Origin of the sequence: Nocardioides sp. Root190, from assembly GCF_001428565.1 — a bacterium.
In the GTDB taxonomy this organism is placed as follows: Bacteria; Actinomycetota; Actinomycetes; order Propionibacteriales; family Nocardioidaceae; genus Nocardioides.
On record NZ_LMIA01000001.1, the window covers coordinates 586,266 to 600,899 of the forward strand.

At 68.8% G+C, this 14,634-nt stretch carries 12 protein-coding genes; 5 read left to right on the plus strand and 7 right to left on the minus strand.

The genetic code is table 11. The annotated features are described in order from the left end of the window. Positions 1 to 28 precede the first annotated feature (28 nt). The 4 genes from ASE01_RS02780 to ASE01_RS24750 form a co-directional block, all read right to left on the minus strand. A complete protein-coding gene (locus tag ASE01_RS02780) occupies positions 29 to 739 on the minus strand; it encodes an ABC transporter ATP-binding protein (protein ID WP_056748456.1) in 711 nt (236 codons plus the stop codon). Then, a complete protein-coding gene (locus tag ASE01_RS02785; RefSeq protein WP_056748457.1) occupies positions 739 to 3,414 on the minus strand; it encodes a branched-chain amino acid ABC transporter permease/ATP-binding protein in 2,676 nt (891 codons plus the stop codon). Before ASE01_RS02785 ends, ASE01_RS02780 begins: the two co-directional genes overlap by 1 nt. A 171-nt stretch (positions 3,415 to 3,585) precedes the next feature. After that, entirely contained in the window at positions 3,586 to 4,242 is a 657-nt protein-coding gene (locus tag ASE01_RS02790; RefSeq protein WP_056748458.1) for a TetR/AcrR family transcriptional regulator, read from the minus strand. Between the two features lie 9 nt (positions 4,243 to 4,251). After that, the gene (locus tag ASE01_RS24750; protein ID WP_162260262.1) at positions 4,252 to 4,887 is read right to left on the minus strand and encodes a TetR/AcrR family transcriptional regulator; all 636 of its coding nucleotides are present in this window, start codon (positions 4,885 to 4,887) and stop codon (positions 4,252 to 4,254) included. A 198-nt stretch (positions 4,888 to 5,085) separates the two neighbouring features. Between ASE01_RS24750 and ASE01_RS02800 the strand changes: the two genes are divergently transcribed. After that, on the plus strand, positions 5,086 to 6,324 hold the full coding sequence (locus tag ASE01_RS02800; protein ID WP_056748460.1) for a cytochrome P450: 1,239 nt from the start codon (positions 5,086 to 5,088) through the stop codon (positions 6,322 to 6,324). On the opposite strand, the gene ASE01_RS02805 is transcribed toward ASE01_RS02800, so the two are convergent. Then, positions 6,312 to 7,220 (minus strand): hypothetical protein, encoded by a 909-nt coding sequence (locus ASE01_RS02805; RefSeq protein WP_200958724.1) that lies wholly within the window; start codon positions 7,218 to 7,220, stop codon positions 6,312 to 6,314. The genes ASE01_RS02800 and ASE01_RS02805 overlap by 13 nt on opposite strands. 131 nt (positions 7,221 to 7,351) lie before the next feature. Between ASE01_RS02805 and ASE01_RS02810 the strand changes: the two genes are divergently transcribed. The 4 genes from ASE01_RS02810 to ASE01_RS02825 are packed head-to-tail and all read left to right on the plus strand — an operon-like array spanning position 7,352 to position 11,910. Continuing rightward, positions 7,352 to 8,434 carry a hypothetical protein gene (locus ASE01_RS02810; RefSeq protein ID WP_056748462.1) on the plus strand — a complete coding sequence of 361 codons (1,083 nt, stop codon included), beginning with the start codon at positions 7,352 to 7,354 and terminating at the stop codon, positions 8,432 to 8,434. Further along, positions 8,434 to 9,537, plus strand: a complete 1,104-nt coding sequence (locus tag ASE01_RS02815) for a phosphotransferase family protein (RefSeq protein WP_056748463.1) — start codon at positions 8,434 to 8,436, stop codon at positions 9,535 to 9,537. Before ASE01_RS02810 ends, ASE01_RS02815 begins: the two co-directional genes overlap by 1 nt. Then, positions 9,537 to 10,295 (plus strand): hypothetical protein, encoded by a 759-nt coding sequence (locus tag ASE01_RS02820; RefSeq protein WP_056748464.1) that lies wholly within the window; start codon positions 9,537 to 9,539, stop codon positions 10,293 to 10,295. The genes ASE01_RS02815 and ASE01_RS02820 overlap by 1 nt, the downstream gene beginning before the upstream one ends. A 1-nt stretch (position 10,296) precedes the next feature. Continuing rightward, a complete protein-coding gene (locus ASE01_RS02825; RefSeq protein WP_056748465.1) occupies positions 10,297 to 11,910 on the plus strand; it encodes a phytoene desaturase family protein in 1,614 nt (537 codons plus the stop codon). A 312-nt stretch (positions 11,911 to 12,222) separates the two neighbouring features. Here ASE01_RS02825 and ASE01_RS02835 read toward each other — a convergent pair whose 3' ends face one another. Both ASE01_RS02835 and ASE01_RS02840 read right to left on the minus strand, forming a co-directional pair. Next, positions 12,223 to 12,915 (minus strand): tyrosine-protein phosphatase, encoded by a 693-nt coding sequence (locus tag ASE01_RS02835; protein WP_056748467.1) that lies wholly within the window; start codon positions 12,913 to 12,915, stop codon positions 12,223 to 12,225. Then, a complete protein-coding gene (locus tag ASE01_RS02840; RefSeq protein ID WP_082605747.1) occupies positions 12,912 to 14,633 on the minus strand; it encodes a PEP-utilizing enzyme in 1,722 nt (573 codons plus the stop codon). The genes ASE01_RS02835 and ASE01_RS02840 overlap by 4 nt, the downstream gene beginning before the upstream one ends. Between the last annotated feature and the right edge of the window lies 1 nt (position 14,634).

A 14,634-nucleotide genomic window follows, 5' to 3' on the forward strand; every position in this document is an offset into this window, starting at 1 on the left:
CACTTTCTTTTGGGGTGGGCGAGAAGGGTCAGTGGGTGGGGGCACCGAGATAGCTGGCGAGCAGGCCGTCCCGGTCGATCTCCGCGGCGGGGCCACCGAAGGTGATCCGGCCCCGGTCGAGCAGATGGACGGTGTCGGCCATCGCGAGCGCCCGGTCGACGTACTGCTCCACGAGCAGCAGCGAGACGCCGGTCGAGCGCAACGCGTCGAGGGCCACGAAGATCTCGTCGACGACGAGGGGCGCCAGGCCCATCGAGACCTCGTCCAGCAGCACGATCTTCGGACCGGTCAGCCAGGCCCTCGCCAGTGCGAGCATCTGTTGCTGGCCACCCGACATGCTGCCGGCCGCCTGGCCCGTGCGCGAGCGCAGGTCGGGGAACACGTCGAGCACCTCGTCGATGCGGCTGCGCGGCGCGCGGGCCGGGAGCATCATCCGCAGGTTCTCCCTGACCGTCAGCGCGCCGAAGACGCCCCGCCCCTCGGGGATGAGGCACAGGCCGTGCCGCGCCCGGCGTGCTGCGCTCCACCGGGTCACGTCCGCACCGGCCAGGCGCAAGGAACCGGCCGTGGGGCGCAGCAGGCCGGCCGCCGCACGGAGCAGCGTGGTCTTGCCCGCGCCGTTGGGACCGAGCAATGCGGTCACCGTCCCGGGAGGGATGGCGATCGAGATGTCGTGCAGCACCCGGGCGCCCCGGTAGCCCACGTGGAGTCCGTCGATCCGGAGAGTGTCGTTCGTCATCACGCACCTGCCGTGGCGGTCTCGACGTCCGGCGAGCCGAGGTAGGCCGCCTGGACCAGGTCAGAGCTTCGGACCTCGTCCGGTGTTCCCTCGAAGAGGGGCTTGCCGAAGTCGAGGACATGGATGTGGTCGCAGACGTCCAGCACGAGCGCCATGTCGTGCTCGACGATCAGGATCCCGACGCCACGTTCGCGAACCACCGTCTTCAGGATCTCGCCGAAACGACGGCTCTCCGTGTGGTCCAGGCCCGAGCTCGGCTCGTCCAGCAGCAGCACCGACGACGGCCCGGCCAGGCAGCGGGCGAGCTCGACGAGGCGTCGCTGCCCGGTCGACAGCGATCCCGCGGTCCGGTCGGCCAGGTCCGCGATGCCGCAGAGCTCCAGCGCCGAGCGCGTCGCCGTGGCCACCTTGCGGTTCTCGCCCGGGAACGCGAAGAGCTGACGCAGCGGGTTGCCCCCGGCGAGGACGCCCTCGGCACCGATGGCGACGTTCTGACGGACCGAGAGCGAGTCGAACAGCTCCATTCTCTGGAAGGTGCGCCCCAGGCCGTGCCGGGCACGTCGGGCGACCGACCACCGCGTCGCCGTGTGGTCGGCGACCCGGATCCGGCCGCTGCTGGCACGCACCAGGCCCGAGCACGCGTTGAAGGTCGTGGTCTTGCCCGCACCGTTCGGCCCGATCAGGCCGGTGATGCGTCCGGTGGGTGCGGTCAGGGTGAGGCCGTCGACGGCGACCACGCCGCCGTACCTCACGGTCAGCGCGTCCGCCTCGAGAGCCATCGGCGTGACCGGCTCGCGCTCGACGGCCACACCGTCGACACCACGGCGCTTCCACACGAGTCGGTCCAGCAGGTCACGGACGACCCGCGGCACCTGGAGCTTGCCGGTCAGTGCCGCGACGACGATGGCGAGCACACCGAAGGCGACCTGCATCCGGAAGGCGATCTCCGGGTCACCGCTGTACGACGGCAGCAGGATCATCACACCGGCGGCGAGCAGGGCGTACCACGGCTCGTGACCGACGACGATCACGATCAGCGCGAACCACGTGATGGACAGCAGCGGCTGGTAGCTGTCGGCGGACACATTGGTCGATGCGGCGCCGGCGAGGGCACCGCCGACGGCGGCCAGGAAGGCGGACAGGCAGAAGACCAGCACGCGGGTGACCTCGAGCGAGACGCCCGCGGTCGTCAGCGCCGTCGGGGACTCCGCGACCCCGCGCAGGAGGCGGCCCATCCGGCCCCGGTTGAGGGCGACGACGAGCAACGCTACGGCGACGGTGATGACCAGGACGAGCCGGTAGTAGCCCGCGTCCTCCTCCGCACCGAACACCGACGGGCGGGGAACGGTCAGGCCCGCGCCGGTGTCACCGAACATGAAATCCTGTGTGTAGAACATGACCTGGAGCACGATCCCGAAGCCGAACGTCGCCAGCGCCAGGTAGAGCGGGCTCAACCGGATCGCGGGGATCGCCAGCACCGCCCCGATGGGTACGGCGACGAGGCCGGCCACGAGCAGGGCGAGGAACCACGGCAGTCCCTGGTCGACGGTGAGCCGGGCGAACGCCGACGCACCGATCGCGGTGAACCCCACGTGGCACAGCGAGGCCTGTCCGGACGTGCGCACGAGGAGTCCGAGCGACAGGAAGACGATCGTCATCGCCAGCGCGACGGTCCAGTCGGTCAGGTGGATGTCGGCGAAGGACGGCACGGTGGTCAGGAAGCCGACGACACCGAGGCCGAAGACGATCTGCAGCGAACCGGGCGCACGCCAGGACGGGCGGGTCCGGGCGGCTGGCCGCTCGCGGGTGGCGAGGAACCGGCGCGGCATCAGCAGCAGGACCAGGAAGAGCGCGAGGAACGGCATCGCCGCGGGAATGCCGGCCCAGAGCCCCTCGGTGAACTCCCGGGTCGCGAGCGAGGCGGCCACCCCGATCACCAGTCCACCGACGAAGGTGGCGGGAAGGCTGGTGAAGCGGCCGATCGCGGCAGCACCGAAGGCCTGCACCACCAACAGCGTCAGCTGCAGCGGGTCGAGCGGCAGCAGGGGCGCGAAGAGGACACCGGAGAGCGAGGCCAGTCCCGCACCCACGCTCCAGGCGAGGCGGCGGGTCGCCGCTGCGCTGGTGCCGGTCAGGTCCAGCAGGTCGGGGTCGTCGACGACCGCGCGCATCGCGACACCGCGACGCAACAGGGTCAGTCCGAGCGACAGCAGCACGGTCACGACCACGGCGACGAGGAAGGTGATCGCGTCGGACCACTGCACCACCGTGTCGCCGATGGTGAAGGTGGAGTCCGACAGGAACACCGGAACGGTGCGGACCTCGATCTGTCCGTAGACCAGCGTCACGCCACCCTGGACGAGCAGCAGGACGCCGATGGTCGCCGCGATCTGGAGCTCCAGCGTGGCGCGGGCGACCATCCGGGTCAGCGCCTCGAGCACCAGCCCCATGAGCGGGCCGATGATCAGGACGCAGACCAGGGCGGACCAGAACCACGGGAGTCCCTGGTCGACGTACAACGTGTAGAACCCGTAGGCACTCACCGTGGCCATCGCGCCGTGCGCGAAGTTGAAGATGCCGGACGTCTTGTAGGTCAGGACGAGACCCACTGCCGCCAGCCCGTAGATCGACCCCGTCACCAGTCCAGCGATGACGAAGGGCACGAGTTCACCCACGTGGAGCTCCGATCAGGATTACTCGCCGCTCCCCTCCAGAGCGACTCGTCCTCCCGAGCGAGAACTTCCCAAAAATCTAAGCCCGATTCAATTTATTTTCAATAGGGTCGTAAAAAATAAAGGAACCCAGGACCTTGGTCCCGGGTTCCATTCCCTGATGGCAGTGGACCGTCAGCCAGCGGTTTCCGACCTGCTGATCTCCACGCAACGCGCGGCGATCTCGGCGGCCTCAGCGACTCCGAGTCCCAAAAGCCGCAGGGACAGCTCGGCCTGGACCGCGATGACCGACTCGTCGTGCTCGCCGTCGAGGATCCGGCGGATCAGGGCGAGGGATCCGGCGACGACGTTGTGGACCACGACGTCGACGTCAGGAACGACGAACCGACCGGCCTCCACCCCGGCTTCGACGACCGCCGTGGCCTGGGGGCCCATCGCGCGGGAGTAGACGAGGTCGGAGTGGTCGAGATGCACCAGGACCCGTGCCAGATCAGGGTCATCGAAGGCCATGCCGACGATGCGGAGGACCGCGAGACCCGTGGTGACAGCAGGATCCTGATGGCGATTGGACTCGTTGATGCCGGCCGTCGATGCCATCTCGGCGAGCGAGTCCTCGACGACGGCCTCGACGAGCTCTTCCTTGTTGGCGAAGTGGTTGTAGAAGGAGCCGAGGCCGACGTCGGCCTGCTCGGTGATGTCCTGGATCTTGAGGCTGGCGACACCGTTGGCAGCGATGAGATGGCGGCCGGCGGCGAGCAGGACGCCGCGGGTACGCGCACGCCGCCGGTCGTAGCGGCTCTCGCCCGCAGCAGGCGGGATCTTGGGAGACACGCCGGTGCCCTATCCGTTGCCGGACGGTGCGTAGAGGACGCTCCAGATGATGTCCGCGAGTGCAGCGCACACGGCGTCGCGCTGTTCGGGCGCCGCCGGTTCCACCAGTTGCGAGATGCCACGCTCGGCCATCCAGGTGAGCCAGGCAGCATGGTTGACCGGATCGATCTCGGGGCGGATGGTGCCGTCGGCCTGGCCGGCGCGGATGTAGTCGATGGCGCCCTGGTACGCGCCCGACCACCCCGTCTTGAACTGCTCGCGGGCTCGCGGGTTCACGGCTCCCGCCTCGTAGAGTGCGTCGATCAGGCAGACGTGCGGCGTCCAGACATCGACGGTGCGTCGCACCTGGTGCTCGAACTCCGACCGCGTGGCCCGGGGGCCGAGCCGGTAGAGGTCGGCTGCCGAGTCGATGATCTCCTGCATGGCGGGCTGGGTGATGGCGATCAGCAGCTCGTCCTTGACCCGGAAGTTGTAGTAGAAGGTCGATCGCGGGACGTCGGCGCGCTCGATGATCTCGTCCACCGTGAGGTCCGCCCAGCGCCGGCCCTCCCGCAGGAGGGACTCGACTGGCCGCAACAGCCGGAGGACGAGTGCTTCCTTGCGCTCAGTCCGGCGCTGCTCCTGCCGTTCGCCGCGTGAAGTCATGGTGGGCCGAACTATAGCGTTGACGCATCTACACAGGTTGGATAGCGTGTCCAACTGCTTCACCCAAACATCTTGACCCGACCACGGTCCAGGCGGCGGTGAACGACGACGGGGCACTCGCGCCCCGCCCTCCAAGCGCGCCGGCGAATGCCGATGCCCTCCATCTGCCGTTGAACATCCACGCCCACAGGAGCCTTCATGGACACCGAGACCCAGCACGACATCCCGCTCGACGAGGTCGACTTCAACGACCTGTCGTTCTTCGAGAGCGGTCCGCCGCACGTGATCTTCGCTCGCATGCGCGCCGAGGCGCCGGTCCTGTGGAACAGGCCGACTCATGACAATGACGGGTTCTGGTCGCTGTCGCGCCATGCCGACGACGTCGCCGTCACGAGCGACTGGGAGACCTTCTCCTCGGCTCGCCGTGGCATCTTCCTACGCGAGGAAGGCATCCTGCCGAAGGAGTTCACCAGCAACGTCTTCAGCATGATGGACCCACCGGACCACGGGAAGCAGCGTGGCATCCTGGCGAAGGTCTTCACCCCCAAGGCCGTGATGGCGCGCGAGCCCCACATCCGTGCCGTGTTCAACAGCGCGGTCGATCAGATCATCGACAGGGGCAGCTGCGACCTCGTCGACGACATCGGCGTCAGGTTCCCGCTGGCCGTCATCTCGGACATGCTCGGGGTTCCCGAGTCGGACCAGCACCTGCTGTTCAAGTGGACCAACACGATGGCCGACACCCACGGCACGCCCGAAGAGGGCATGACGATGATGGGCGAGCTGGCGGCGTACCTGGTGAGCCTCATCGCCGAGAAGCGGACGAACCCCACCGACGATCTGTTGTCACGGCTGCTCGAGGCCGATGTCGAAGGCCGCAAGCTCGACGACATGGAGGTGATCCTCCACTTCGCGCAGCTCATGGCTGGAGGCAACGAGACCACCCGCAACGCGTTCTCGGGCGGGGTGCTCGCCCTGCTCGAGAACCCTGATCAGCTGCAGGCACTGAGGAACGACCCGGGACTCATCAACAGTGCGGTCGAGGAGATCCTCCGCTGGCACACGCCGATCATGCACAACGCTCGCACGGCAACACGGGACGTCGAGATCGCCGGGACCAAGATCTCCGAGGGTGAGCGCGTCGCAATGTGGCGTTCGTCGTCCAATCGCGATGCCTCCGTGTTCGATGACGCCGATCGCTTCCTGATCGATCGGCGCAACAACAAGCACTTCACCTTCAGCGGTGGCCCGCACTACTGCCTCGGCAACCAGCTCGCCCGCCTGGAGCTGCGGATCTGCATCCTGGAGCTCCTTCAGCGCATGCCCGACCTGGCGCTCGCGGGCGAGGCAGAGCGCGTGCCCAACAACTCCTTCCACTGGATGAAGAAGGTCCCGGTCTCCTTCACGCCTGGAACGCGGTCACCTCAGACCGTCTGAGTCCGGCCTTCCCGGGTCGGGGCGGCCTCCCGCGGCCCCGACCCGATCGTGATCACCGGCGGGGGCACGTCGCCCTCGGGTACGCCGAAGACGGCGGCCTTGACGATCGCGAGCTTGCCCTGGACGGCGACCTCCTCGTCCGGCCGGCAGACCACGAAGGACAGCAGCCACACGCAGGTGAGCGCGAGACCCACGGTCATCAGCCAGGCCACGTGACTGATCCACAGCGGTGCATCGAGGTTCAGTGCCGTCCACACCGGCCAGGCGGTGGCGCCGTTGCCGATGCCGTCGGCCATCGGGATGAACGGGATGACCAGCAGGATGCGCCAGCCCGGGAGGTAGGGCTTCATCCGGTAGATCAGGGCACCTGCGGTCAGCGGCATGATCGGGTTGACGAAGACCCACCAGAGCGGCAGCCCCCAGAAGTTCACGGGTTGCGGGCCGTAGTACTCGTAGGCACCCATCAGCACGCCGGGACTCTCGAGGAAGATGTTGATGAAGACGTCCATGACGTAGAGCTGGAACAGGCCCTTCACGGTGACCCCGTTGGAGAACACCCGGTAGGCGAGGTAGGCCAGCCCGCCGACGTACCAGATGTAGACGAAGTTGATGAAGAGCGGGAAGTCCCGTCCCATCGACGTGAACGTCGTCAGGTAGGCGTCCTCGCGGATGTAGCAGAGGCCGAGCGTGTCGACGATCGGCTCGAACAGGCAGGCCAGTCCCCCGCCGATCAGGCACACCAGGAGCAAGGGGCCGCGGCCGGTCACCAGGTGCTTGATCGCGAAGAACACCCCGATCGCGACGGGGATTCCGAGGAAGACCGTGAAGGCGATCTCGGGTCCGAAGGGCATCTCGGTGGTCGGGTGGGCTGGTATCTCTCGGGCAGCAGCGAGCATGGGCGACACCATAAATCTAATGTGATGTAGATTTCAATATTGAAAACATCTTCAGTTTCTGCGAACGTGGTGGCCGTCACGCACCGCCACCACTCCCGGAGCCAGTCCGGGACCACCTCAGGAGCCTCCGCATGAGCCACGCCGTGCACCCGCCCGAGACCGACCTCCTCCTCCCGCTCCCCGAGGGCGAGGACTGGGACCACCACACGATCCACACCCACTACTTCGGGTTCTCCGTGCCCGAGGCCGCGATCGGCGCGTTCCTCTACATCCGCTACCAGCCGACGTTTCCCCTGTGCCAGGGCGGCGTCGCGCTGTTCCAGGGCCTCGAGAACGTCAACGTCATCGACATCGCCCACCTGGACTACGAGATCACGATGCCGTGGCCCGAGGTCGACGGTCAGGTCATCACGACGGCCAACGGTCTGCGGATCGAGTTCACCGAGCCGGGCCGGGTCGCCCGGGTCAGCTACGCCAGCAAGGACGGTCGTACGTCGTTCGACGTCACCCAGACCGCGGTGACCCCGTTGCTCGCGCGCGGCCACGTCATGCCCGGCGAGGACGACCACCACGGCGATCCCGGTCGCATCACCGGCGGCAGCGAGCAGTTCATGCACTGCGTCGGCACCCTCACGCTCGATGGCACGGAGTACGCCGTCGACTGCTTCGCGCCGCGGGACCGCTCCTGGCGCCAGGTCCGCACCGAGGACCAGGGCGGCGTGCCCGTCCCGCCCGTCGGCTGGTCGCCGATGTACTTCGCCTCGCCGGACGGACAGGACGACCTGATCTTCAACCAGATCAGCTTCGAGGCCCCCGACACCGACCCCGAGTGGACCGGACTGTTCGACCTCCCCGAGGGAGCGCCCACCCACCACTTCGCCTGGCTGATCCACAAGGGCGAGACGCGGCAGGTCACCCGGATCCGGCGCAACGTGCTGGAGCGCCAGCCGATCACCTTCGCGACCCTGCGCCAGGAGGTCGAGGCCACCGACGAGGACGGACGGGTGTGGCGCTTCACCGGCGAGGCGATCGCGACCGCGACGATCCCCGCCTGGCCCAACGTCTCCTTCCACGACAGCGTCTTCCGCTGGACCGACGAGGAGGGCCGCGTCGCCCACGCGACCTACCAGGAGATCTGGTTCGACAAGTACCAGCGGGCCATGGTCGCCCGCGCCTCCGGCTCCACCTCCATCGTCCAGGAAGGAACGAACTGATGGCCCTCGCCAACACCAACCCCGAGGAGATCCGCGGCGCTCTCGAGTCGTGGCTCGGCGAGCGCCTGCCCGGCGCGACGATCAGTGACTGCGACGTGCCCGCCGCGAGCGGGATGTCGAACCTGACGATCCTCTTCACCGCCAACGGAGCCGACGGCGCCGAGCTCGGGAAGTACGTCGCACGCGTGGCCCCCTCGGGCCCCTCGGTCTTCCCCGGATACGACTTCGAGCGCGAGGCCGCGGTCATGAACGCCCTGGCCTCCGTCGGCCTGCCCGCCCCGGTGGTGCGCTGGGTCGAGCTCTCCCCCGACGTCCTCGGCTCGCCCTTCCTGGTGATGGAACGTGCCTTCGGCCGCGTCCCCGGCGACGACCCGCCCTTCACCGCCGCCGGCTGGGTCCTCGACGACCTGTCGCCCGAGCAGCGTGGCGAGATGTGCCGCAACTCGCTCGAGGGGATCGCCGCGATCCACTCCGCCGACTGGCGCGCACTCGGCCTCGCCTCGCTCGCACCCCCGGCGGGCTCCGACGCAACCTCGGTCCACGACGCCGATCTGGAGCACTGGCTGGGCTTCTACGACTGGGCGCGCGCCGGCGACACCAACGCCACCGTCGAGGCCGGCTTCGCGTGGCTCACCAAGCACCGCCCGGTCGACGACCGCGACCCCGTGCTGCTGTGGGGCGACGCCCGGATCGGCAACATGCTCTTCGGTGAGGACCTCGCGGTCAGCGCGATCCTCGACTGGGAGATGGTCGGCCTCGGCCAGCCCGAGGCCGACATCGCCTGGTGGCTGTTCATCCTGCGCCACCACACCGAGGGCATCGGATTCCCTGTCCCAGAAGGCTTCCCGTCGCGCGAGGAGGTCGTGGCGACGTACGAGAAGGCCGCCGGACGCTCGCTAGAGCACCTCGACTTCCACGAGGTGTGGGCGGCCGTACGGCTCTCGATCATCATGCACCGCGCGGGCAACCTGATGATCGAGATCGGACTCCTTCCGCCGGATGCCCCGATGAAGTTCAACAACCCCGCCAGCCAGCTCCTCGCCCGACTCATCGGCGCCCCCGCCCCGGGCGGTGACGCGCAGTCGTTCATCGGGAACCGCTGATGGCCTCGACCCAGCCAGCGATGGACGATCGTGAGATCGAGCTCCACCGCCGCATCCAGGTCGCCATGGCCTGGTGCGGTCCGGCGTTCGTCGTGCTGCTGTTCGGCGGCTGGGGCCTGCTCGGCGGGATGATCCCGCTGATCTCCGCCGGCGATGCCCCCTCCGCCGTGGCAGCGGCGTACGACGCCCACCCGACGCTGCAGAAGGTCGGCCTCCTGCTGGGGCTGATCGGCTGCTTCACGACGGTGCCCTACTTCATCGTGATCAGCCTGCAGCTGCGCCGGATGGAGGGGAGATTCCCCTCGCTGGCGATCCTGCAGCTCAGCTCCGGACTCATCATCTGCGTGGTCCTGACCATCCCGATGCTGCTGTTCATCGCCACGGCCTTCCGGCCCGAACGGCCCGCCGAGGTCACCCAGACACTCAACGACATCAACTACATCCTGCTGATCCTGCCGTGGCCCCCGATCATCGGTCAGCTCGTCGCGATCGGCGTCGCGGTGCTGATCGACCGCGGCCGGGTGTTCCCGCGCTGGGTCGCCGGCTACAGCTTCTGGGTGGCCTTCCTGCTGCTGCCCGCCTCCTTCATCATCTTCTTCCGCACCGGCATCTTCGCGTGGACGGGCCTGGTCGGGTTCTGGATCCCCGCCGCCGTCTTCGGCACCTGGTACCTCGTCATGACCCAGGTCCTGCTGCGTGCCATCGCATCCGAGGCGGCCGAGCTCCGTGCTGCCCTCCCTGCCCTCAAGGAGTCCTGACATGACCGTTCCCGACAAGACCACGACCGACGTCCTCGTCATCGGCGCCGGCCACAACGGCCTGGTCGCCGCCTGCTACCTCGCCAAGGCAGGGTTCAGCGTCGAGGTCGTCGAGGCCTCACCCACGATCGGCGGGATGATCTCGACCAACCCGATCTTCCCCGAGGCCCCGGACCACCTGATCAACGAAGGTGGCATCCAGGCGTCGTTGTTCCGGTCCTCCGGCATCGAGGAGCACCTGAACCTGCGCAAGTACGGCTTCAAGCAGATCATCGCCGACCCGTTCCACGTCCACCTCGACCCCGAGGGTCCCTCCCTCGCGTTCTGGCACGACCCGGCGAAGACCGTGGAGGAGCTCAAATACTTCTCCCCCAAGGACGCCCGCGCCTACGAGGCCTTCGCCCGCTCGCTCGATGCCGCGATGGACCTGGCGATTCCCTACATGAACGGCCACCCGCTGCGCCCGAGCTCGGAGCTGATGCGGGAGCTGCCGAAGGCGCTGAGGAAGCGCAAGGAGCTGCTGCCGCTGACGACCTTCCTGACGACCTCGCACAAGGAGTTCATCGAGGAGCGCTTCGACACCCCGCTCCTGCGGGCCGCGCTGGCCTCGATGCCCCCCTTCTGCTGGATGACGCAGGACGGCACGGCCTGGGCGCTGATCTACATCGCGATGTGCCACCGCACGAACTCCGCCCGCTTCCAGGGCGGCACCGGCGGTCTGACCAACGCCCTGACCCAGTGCCTGCTGGAGTACGGCGGCAAGGTCCGCGTCAACAGCCGCGTGACCGAGCTGCTGACGCGTGGCACCGAGGTCACGGGCGTACGCCTCGAGGACGGCACGGACCTCCACGCCACCACGACGCTGGCGTCCTGCAGCCCGAAGGCGACGCTGGCCCAGCTCCTGCCGGCAGGGATGATGCCCGACCACCTGGAGCGGCGCGCCAGGGCGATCCCGACCAACGTGCTGGAGACGACGACCCTCAAGATCGACGTCGCCGTGTCAGGTCGGCTCTCGATGCCGCGGCACACGAAGTGGCGCAAGGACGGCCTCGACCTGACCGAGCCGATCGTCAGCTGGCAGACCTACGAGGACCACATCGACGCGTGGAACAGCGCCGTGCAGCGGACCTACCCGAAGAACGAGTGCTTCATCGGCATCGTCCCGTCGCGCCTGGACCCCACCCAGGCACCTGATGGCCAGGACACCTTCTGGGCCTGGTCGGGCATCTTCCCGCGCAACCCCACCGTCGGGTGGGACCAGATGCGCGACCAGATCGGCGACAAGGTGCTCGCCGAGTCCTCCCTGTACTACGAGGGCCTGGACAGCATGGAGATCAACCGCCGGGTGATGTCCGCGCCCGAGCTCGAGGAGCGCTTCAACGTGCCGGACGGGAACGTCTATCACGTCGAACCGGTCGGCATGCGCTTCGGAGGACTGCGTCCTGCGCAGGGGTTCGGTGGCTACGAGACGCCGGTCCCCGGCCTGTGGATCACCGGCGCGGGGACCCACCCCACCGGCGGCATCTCCGGCCTGCCGGGCAAGAACGCCGCCGAGGCGATGATCCGAGCCGGTCGCGACGGGGCGCTCACGCGGCTGAGGAAGCGGTTCGCCTGAGCTTCAACAACATCGGCAGGGATCCGATCAACCTGCTTGATCGGATCCCTGCCGATCTGTCTGCCGCTGGCCGGTGTGTGCCGGTCAGGCGGGGCTCGGGCGGGCCGGTCTGGTAGACCGTCCCGCACCACAACGCGAAGATGCTGTCGCCGATCCCCCGCGGGCCGGGCAGGTCCCCGGTCACCCCGACGCCGTCCGCTATCTCGACGTCCTCGAGTCGGCCGTCGGTGCCGGGTGGACCGTGGCGCTGCTCCTCGTCGCGGCCGTCTTCGCCGTGGCGTTCATCAGCCTCGTCCGGTGGTACCCGAGCGCTCAGGAACGCATCCGCTCCTGGTAGCGCTCGATCGTGTCCTCGGCCGCGCCGTGATGGAGGAACCAGCCGCGCGCGCCCTGCGAGTGCGACGTGATCTCGTCGATGATGAGGGTGATCGCCTCGAGCGGCGTCTCCGCCCAGGTCGGGTCCCAGTCAGCACTCATGGCACCGCGGGCGAACAGCCGCGTGAGTACGCCGTCGATGTTGGCGTTCGTCGCCTGGTAGTCGGCGACCACGGCCTCCACGGGCACGCCCGCCAGCAGGAGCAGGGCGGCGATCGACGCCCCCGTGCGGTCCTTGCCCGCGGCACAGTGGATGTAGGTCGCACCGTCGTCGGGCATCAGGTCGAGCAGGCTCGCGATGGCGGGGCCGGAGTGGGTGACCATGTCGCGGTAGACGCTGACCAGTGAGTCGCGGCGCGTCATCTGGGCGAGGTCCGCGGCATCGAAGAGCTGCCTGGCGACGAAGGTGGTGCTGGCGGGCCAGCGGTACGGCGAGCGGGCGCGCTCCTTGTCCGAGCGCAGGTCGATGACTGCGGCGGGAGGCCAGGACACGCCGGTGGGCGGCCCGTCGCCGTCGTACAAGGCATCCCCGCGCAGGAGGACGCCGAAGCTGGTCTGCCCGCCGCCGTCGAGCGGAAGACCCCCGACGTCACGGACGTTGACCGGTCCCACGATCACGGATTCGCTCACCCGATCACCTCGACCGTTCCGGCGTTGCCGTCGACCCGAACTCGCATGCCATCACGTAGATCGACGGTACCTGTGCGGGTGTTGGCGACACAGGGCAGTCCCAGCTCGCGGCACACGATGGCGGCGTGGCTCATCGCCGAGCCGACGTCGGTGACGACCGCCTCGGCGAGCGGGAAGAGCGAGGCCCAGCCGGGGTCCGTCGCCTTGCAGACCATCACGGTGCCGTCGTCGAAGTCGGCCTCGTCGAGGTCGGTGACGACCTTCACGATGCCCTCGGCGACGCCGGCGCTGACGCCGATGCCGGTCACGACGAGTCCGTCGTGCGGCGCCCCCGGAGCCTTGAGAGGTCCCGTGTCGGCGGCCTCGGTCACCGGGAGTGAGGTGACCGGGGCGAGTCCGTGCCACACGTGGGGCAGGCGCATCAGGTCGTAGGCGTCGTGGTCACTGCGACGACGGGCCACGGTCTCGGCCAACGAACCGCCATCGATGACCAGAGCGGAGCGGTCCGTCGCGCGATTGATCCGGTGGAGCTCGTCGATGGCCAGGAAGCGCACGTCGGCGGGGTCCGCGAGCAGACCCTCCTCGACCAGGCGACGGCCTGCGGTGCGCGCGGCAGCACGGGTCACGTCGACGCAGCGCAGGATGTTGGCCCGGCCGGTCTCGCGCCAGTCCGGGGCGTGGGCGGCGAAGCGCAGCAGTGCCCGGGCCGGGACGGCCCGCCAGCGACCGAGCGCCTCTTCCAGTCGTCGTACGGCGACCGCGTGCTCCTCGGTGCGACGCACGACGAGCGCATCCATGTCCCCGGTACGGCTGCGGTAGCGCTCGGCGAGGGCGATCACCATCGACGGGTCCTCGCGCCAGGACACCGACTCGACCAGGCCTTCGCGCGGACCGTGGTAACCGTGGCGCTGCAGGAAGGTGTCGATGTCGATCTCATCGGCGGAGAGGCGCCACAGGTCCCGCACCAGCTCGAACTCGGCGGTTCCCTGCTCGCTCTTCACCAGCTGGTGGCCGAGCTCGGGCATCCCGGCCTTCGCCGCCAGCGTCTCGACCTGGCCCATCACACCCTGGCACGCCATCGAGAGGACCATGTGGATCATCAGGACGCGCTCGAACTGGGCACGCGCCTCGACCAGCAGTGCGGTGGCACCGGCGAGGTCGAGGTCGTCCGCGGCGAAGGCGGCATGGCGCCACCACTCGGCGATCTCGCGGGCCGTCGGGTCCAGCTCGCGCATCGCGCGACGCAGCGTGCGTGGGAACTTCACGGCGACGAACGGGTAGCGCCGCATCTTGCGCAGTCCGGTCGGCTCGGGAAGTCCGCCACCCTGGACGGAGCCGAAGAGCTGCTCCTCCATCATCGCTGCGGACCCGCCGGGCACCCGGGCAGCCATCTGGCCCATCAGGTCGACGTTGGCGATCGCATGACCGTGGGAGACCGAGATGAACCGCGCGTCGACGTCGTCCGGCAGCGCGCGCTCGGACTCCGGCATGACGCCGAGATCCACCCAGCAGTCGCGCATCGTCGACTCGGTCGGCGGGAAGTACAGCGACCAGGTCAGCGGCGTGACCGTGCCGGGCAGACCTTCGTCGACGTTGGCGGTCGTCCACCGCAGCCGGCGCCCCGGGGCGTGGACGGGGCTGCGCAGCAGGTCGGCCACGGGTGCGCTCGGGACGGGGGTCGGCTTCGTCGTGCGCCGGGTACGAGTCTTCGGTGGCATC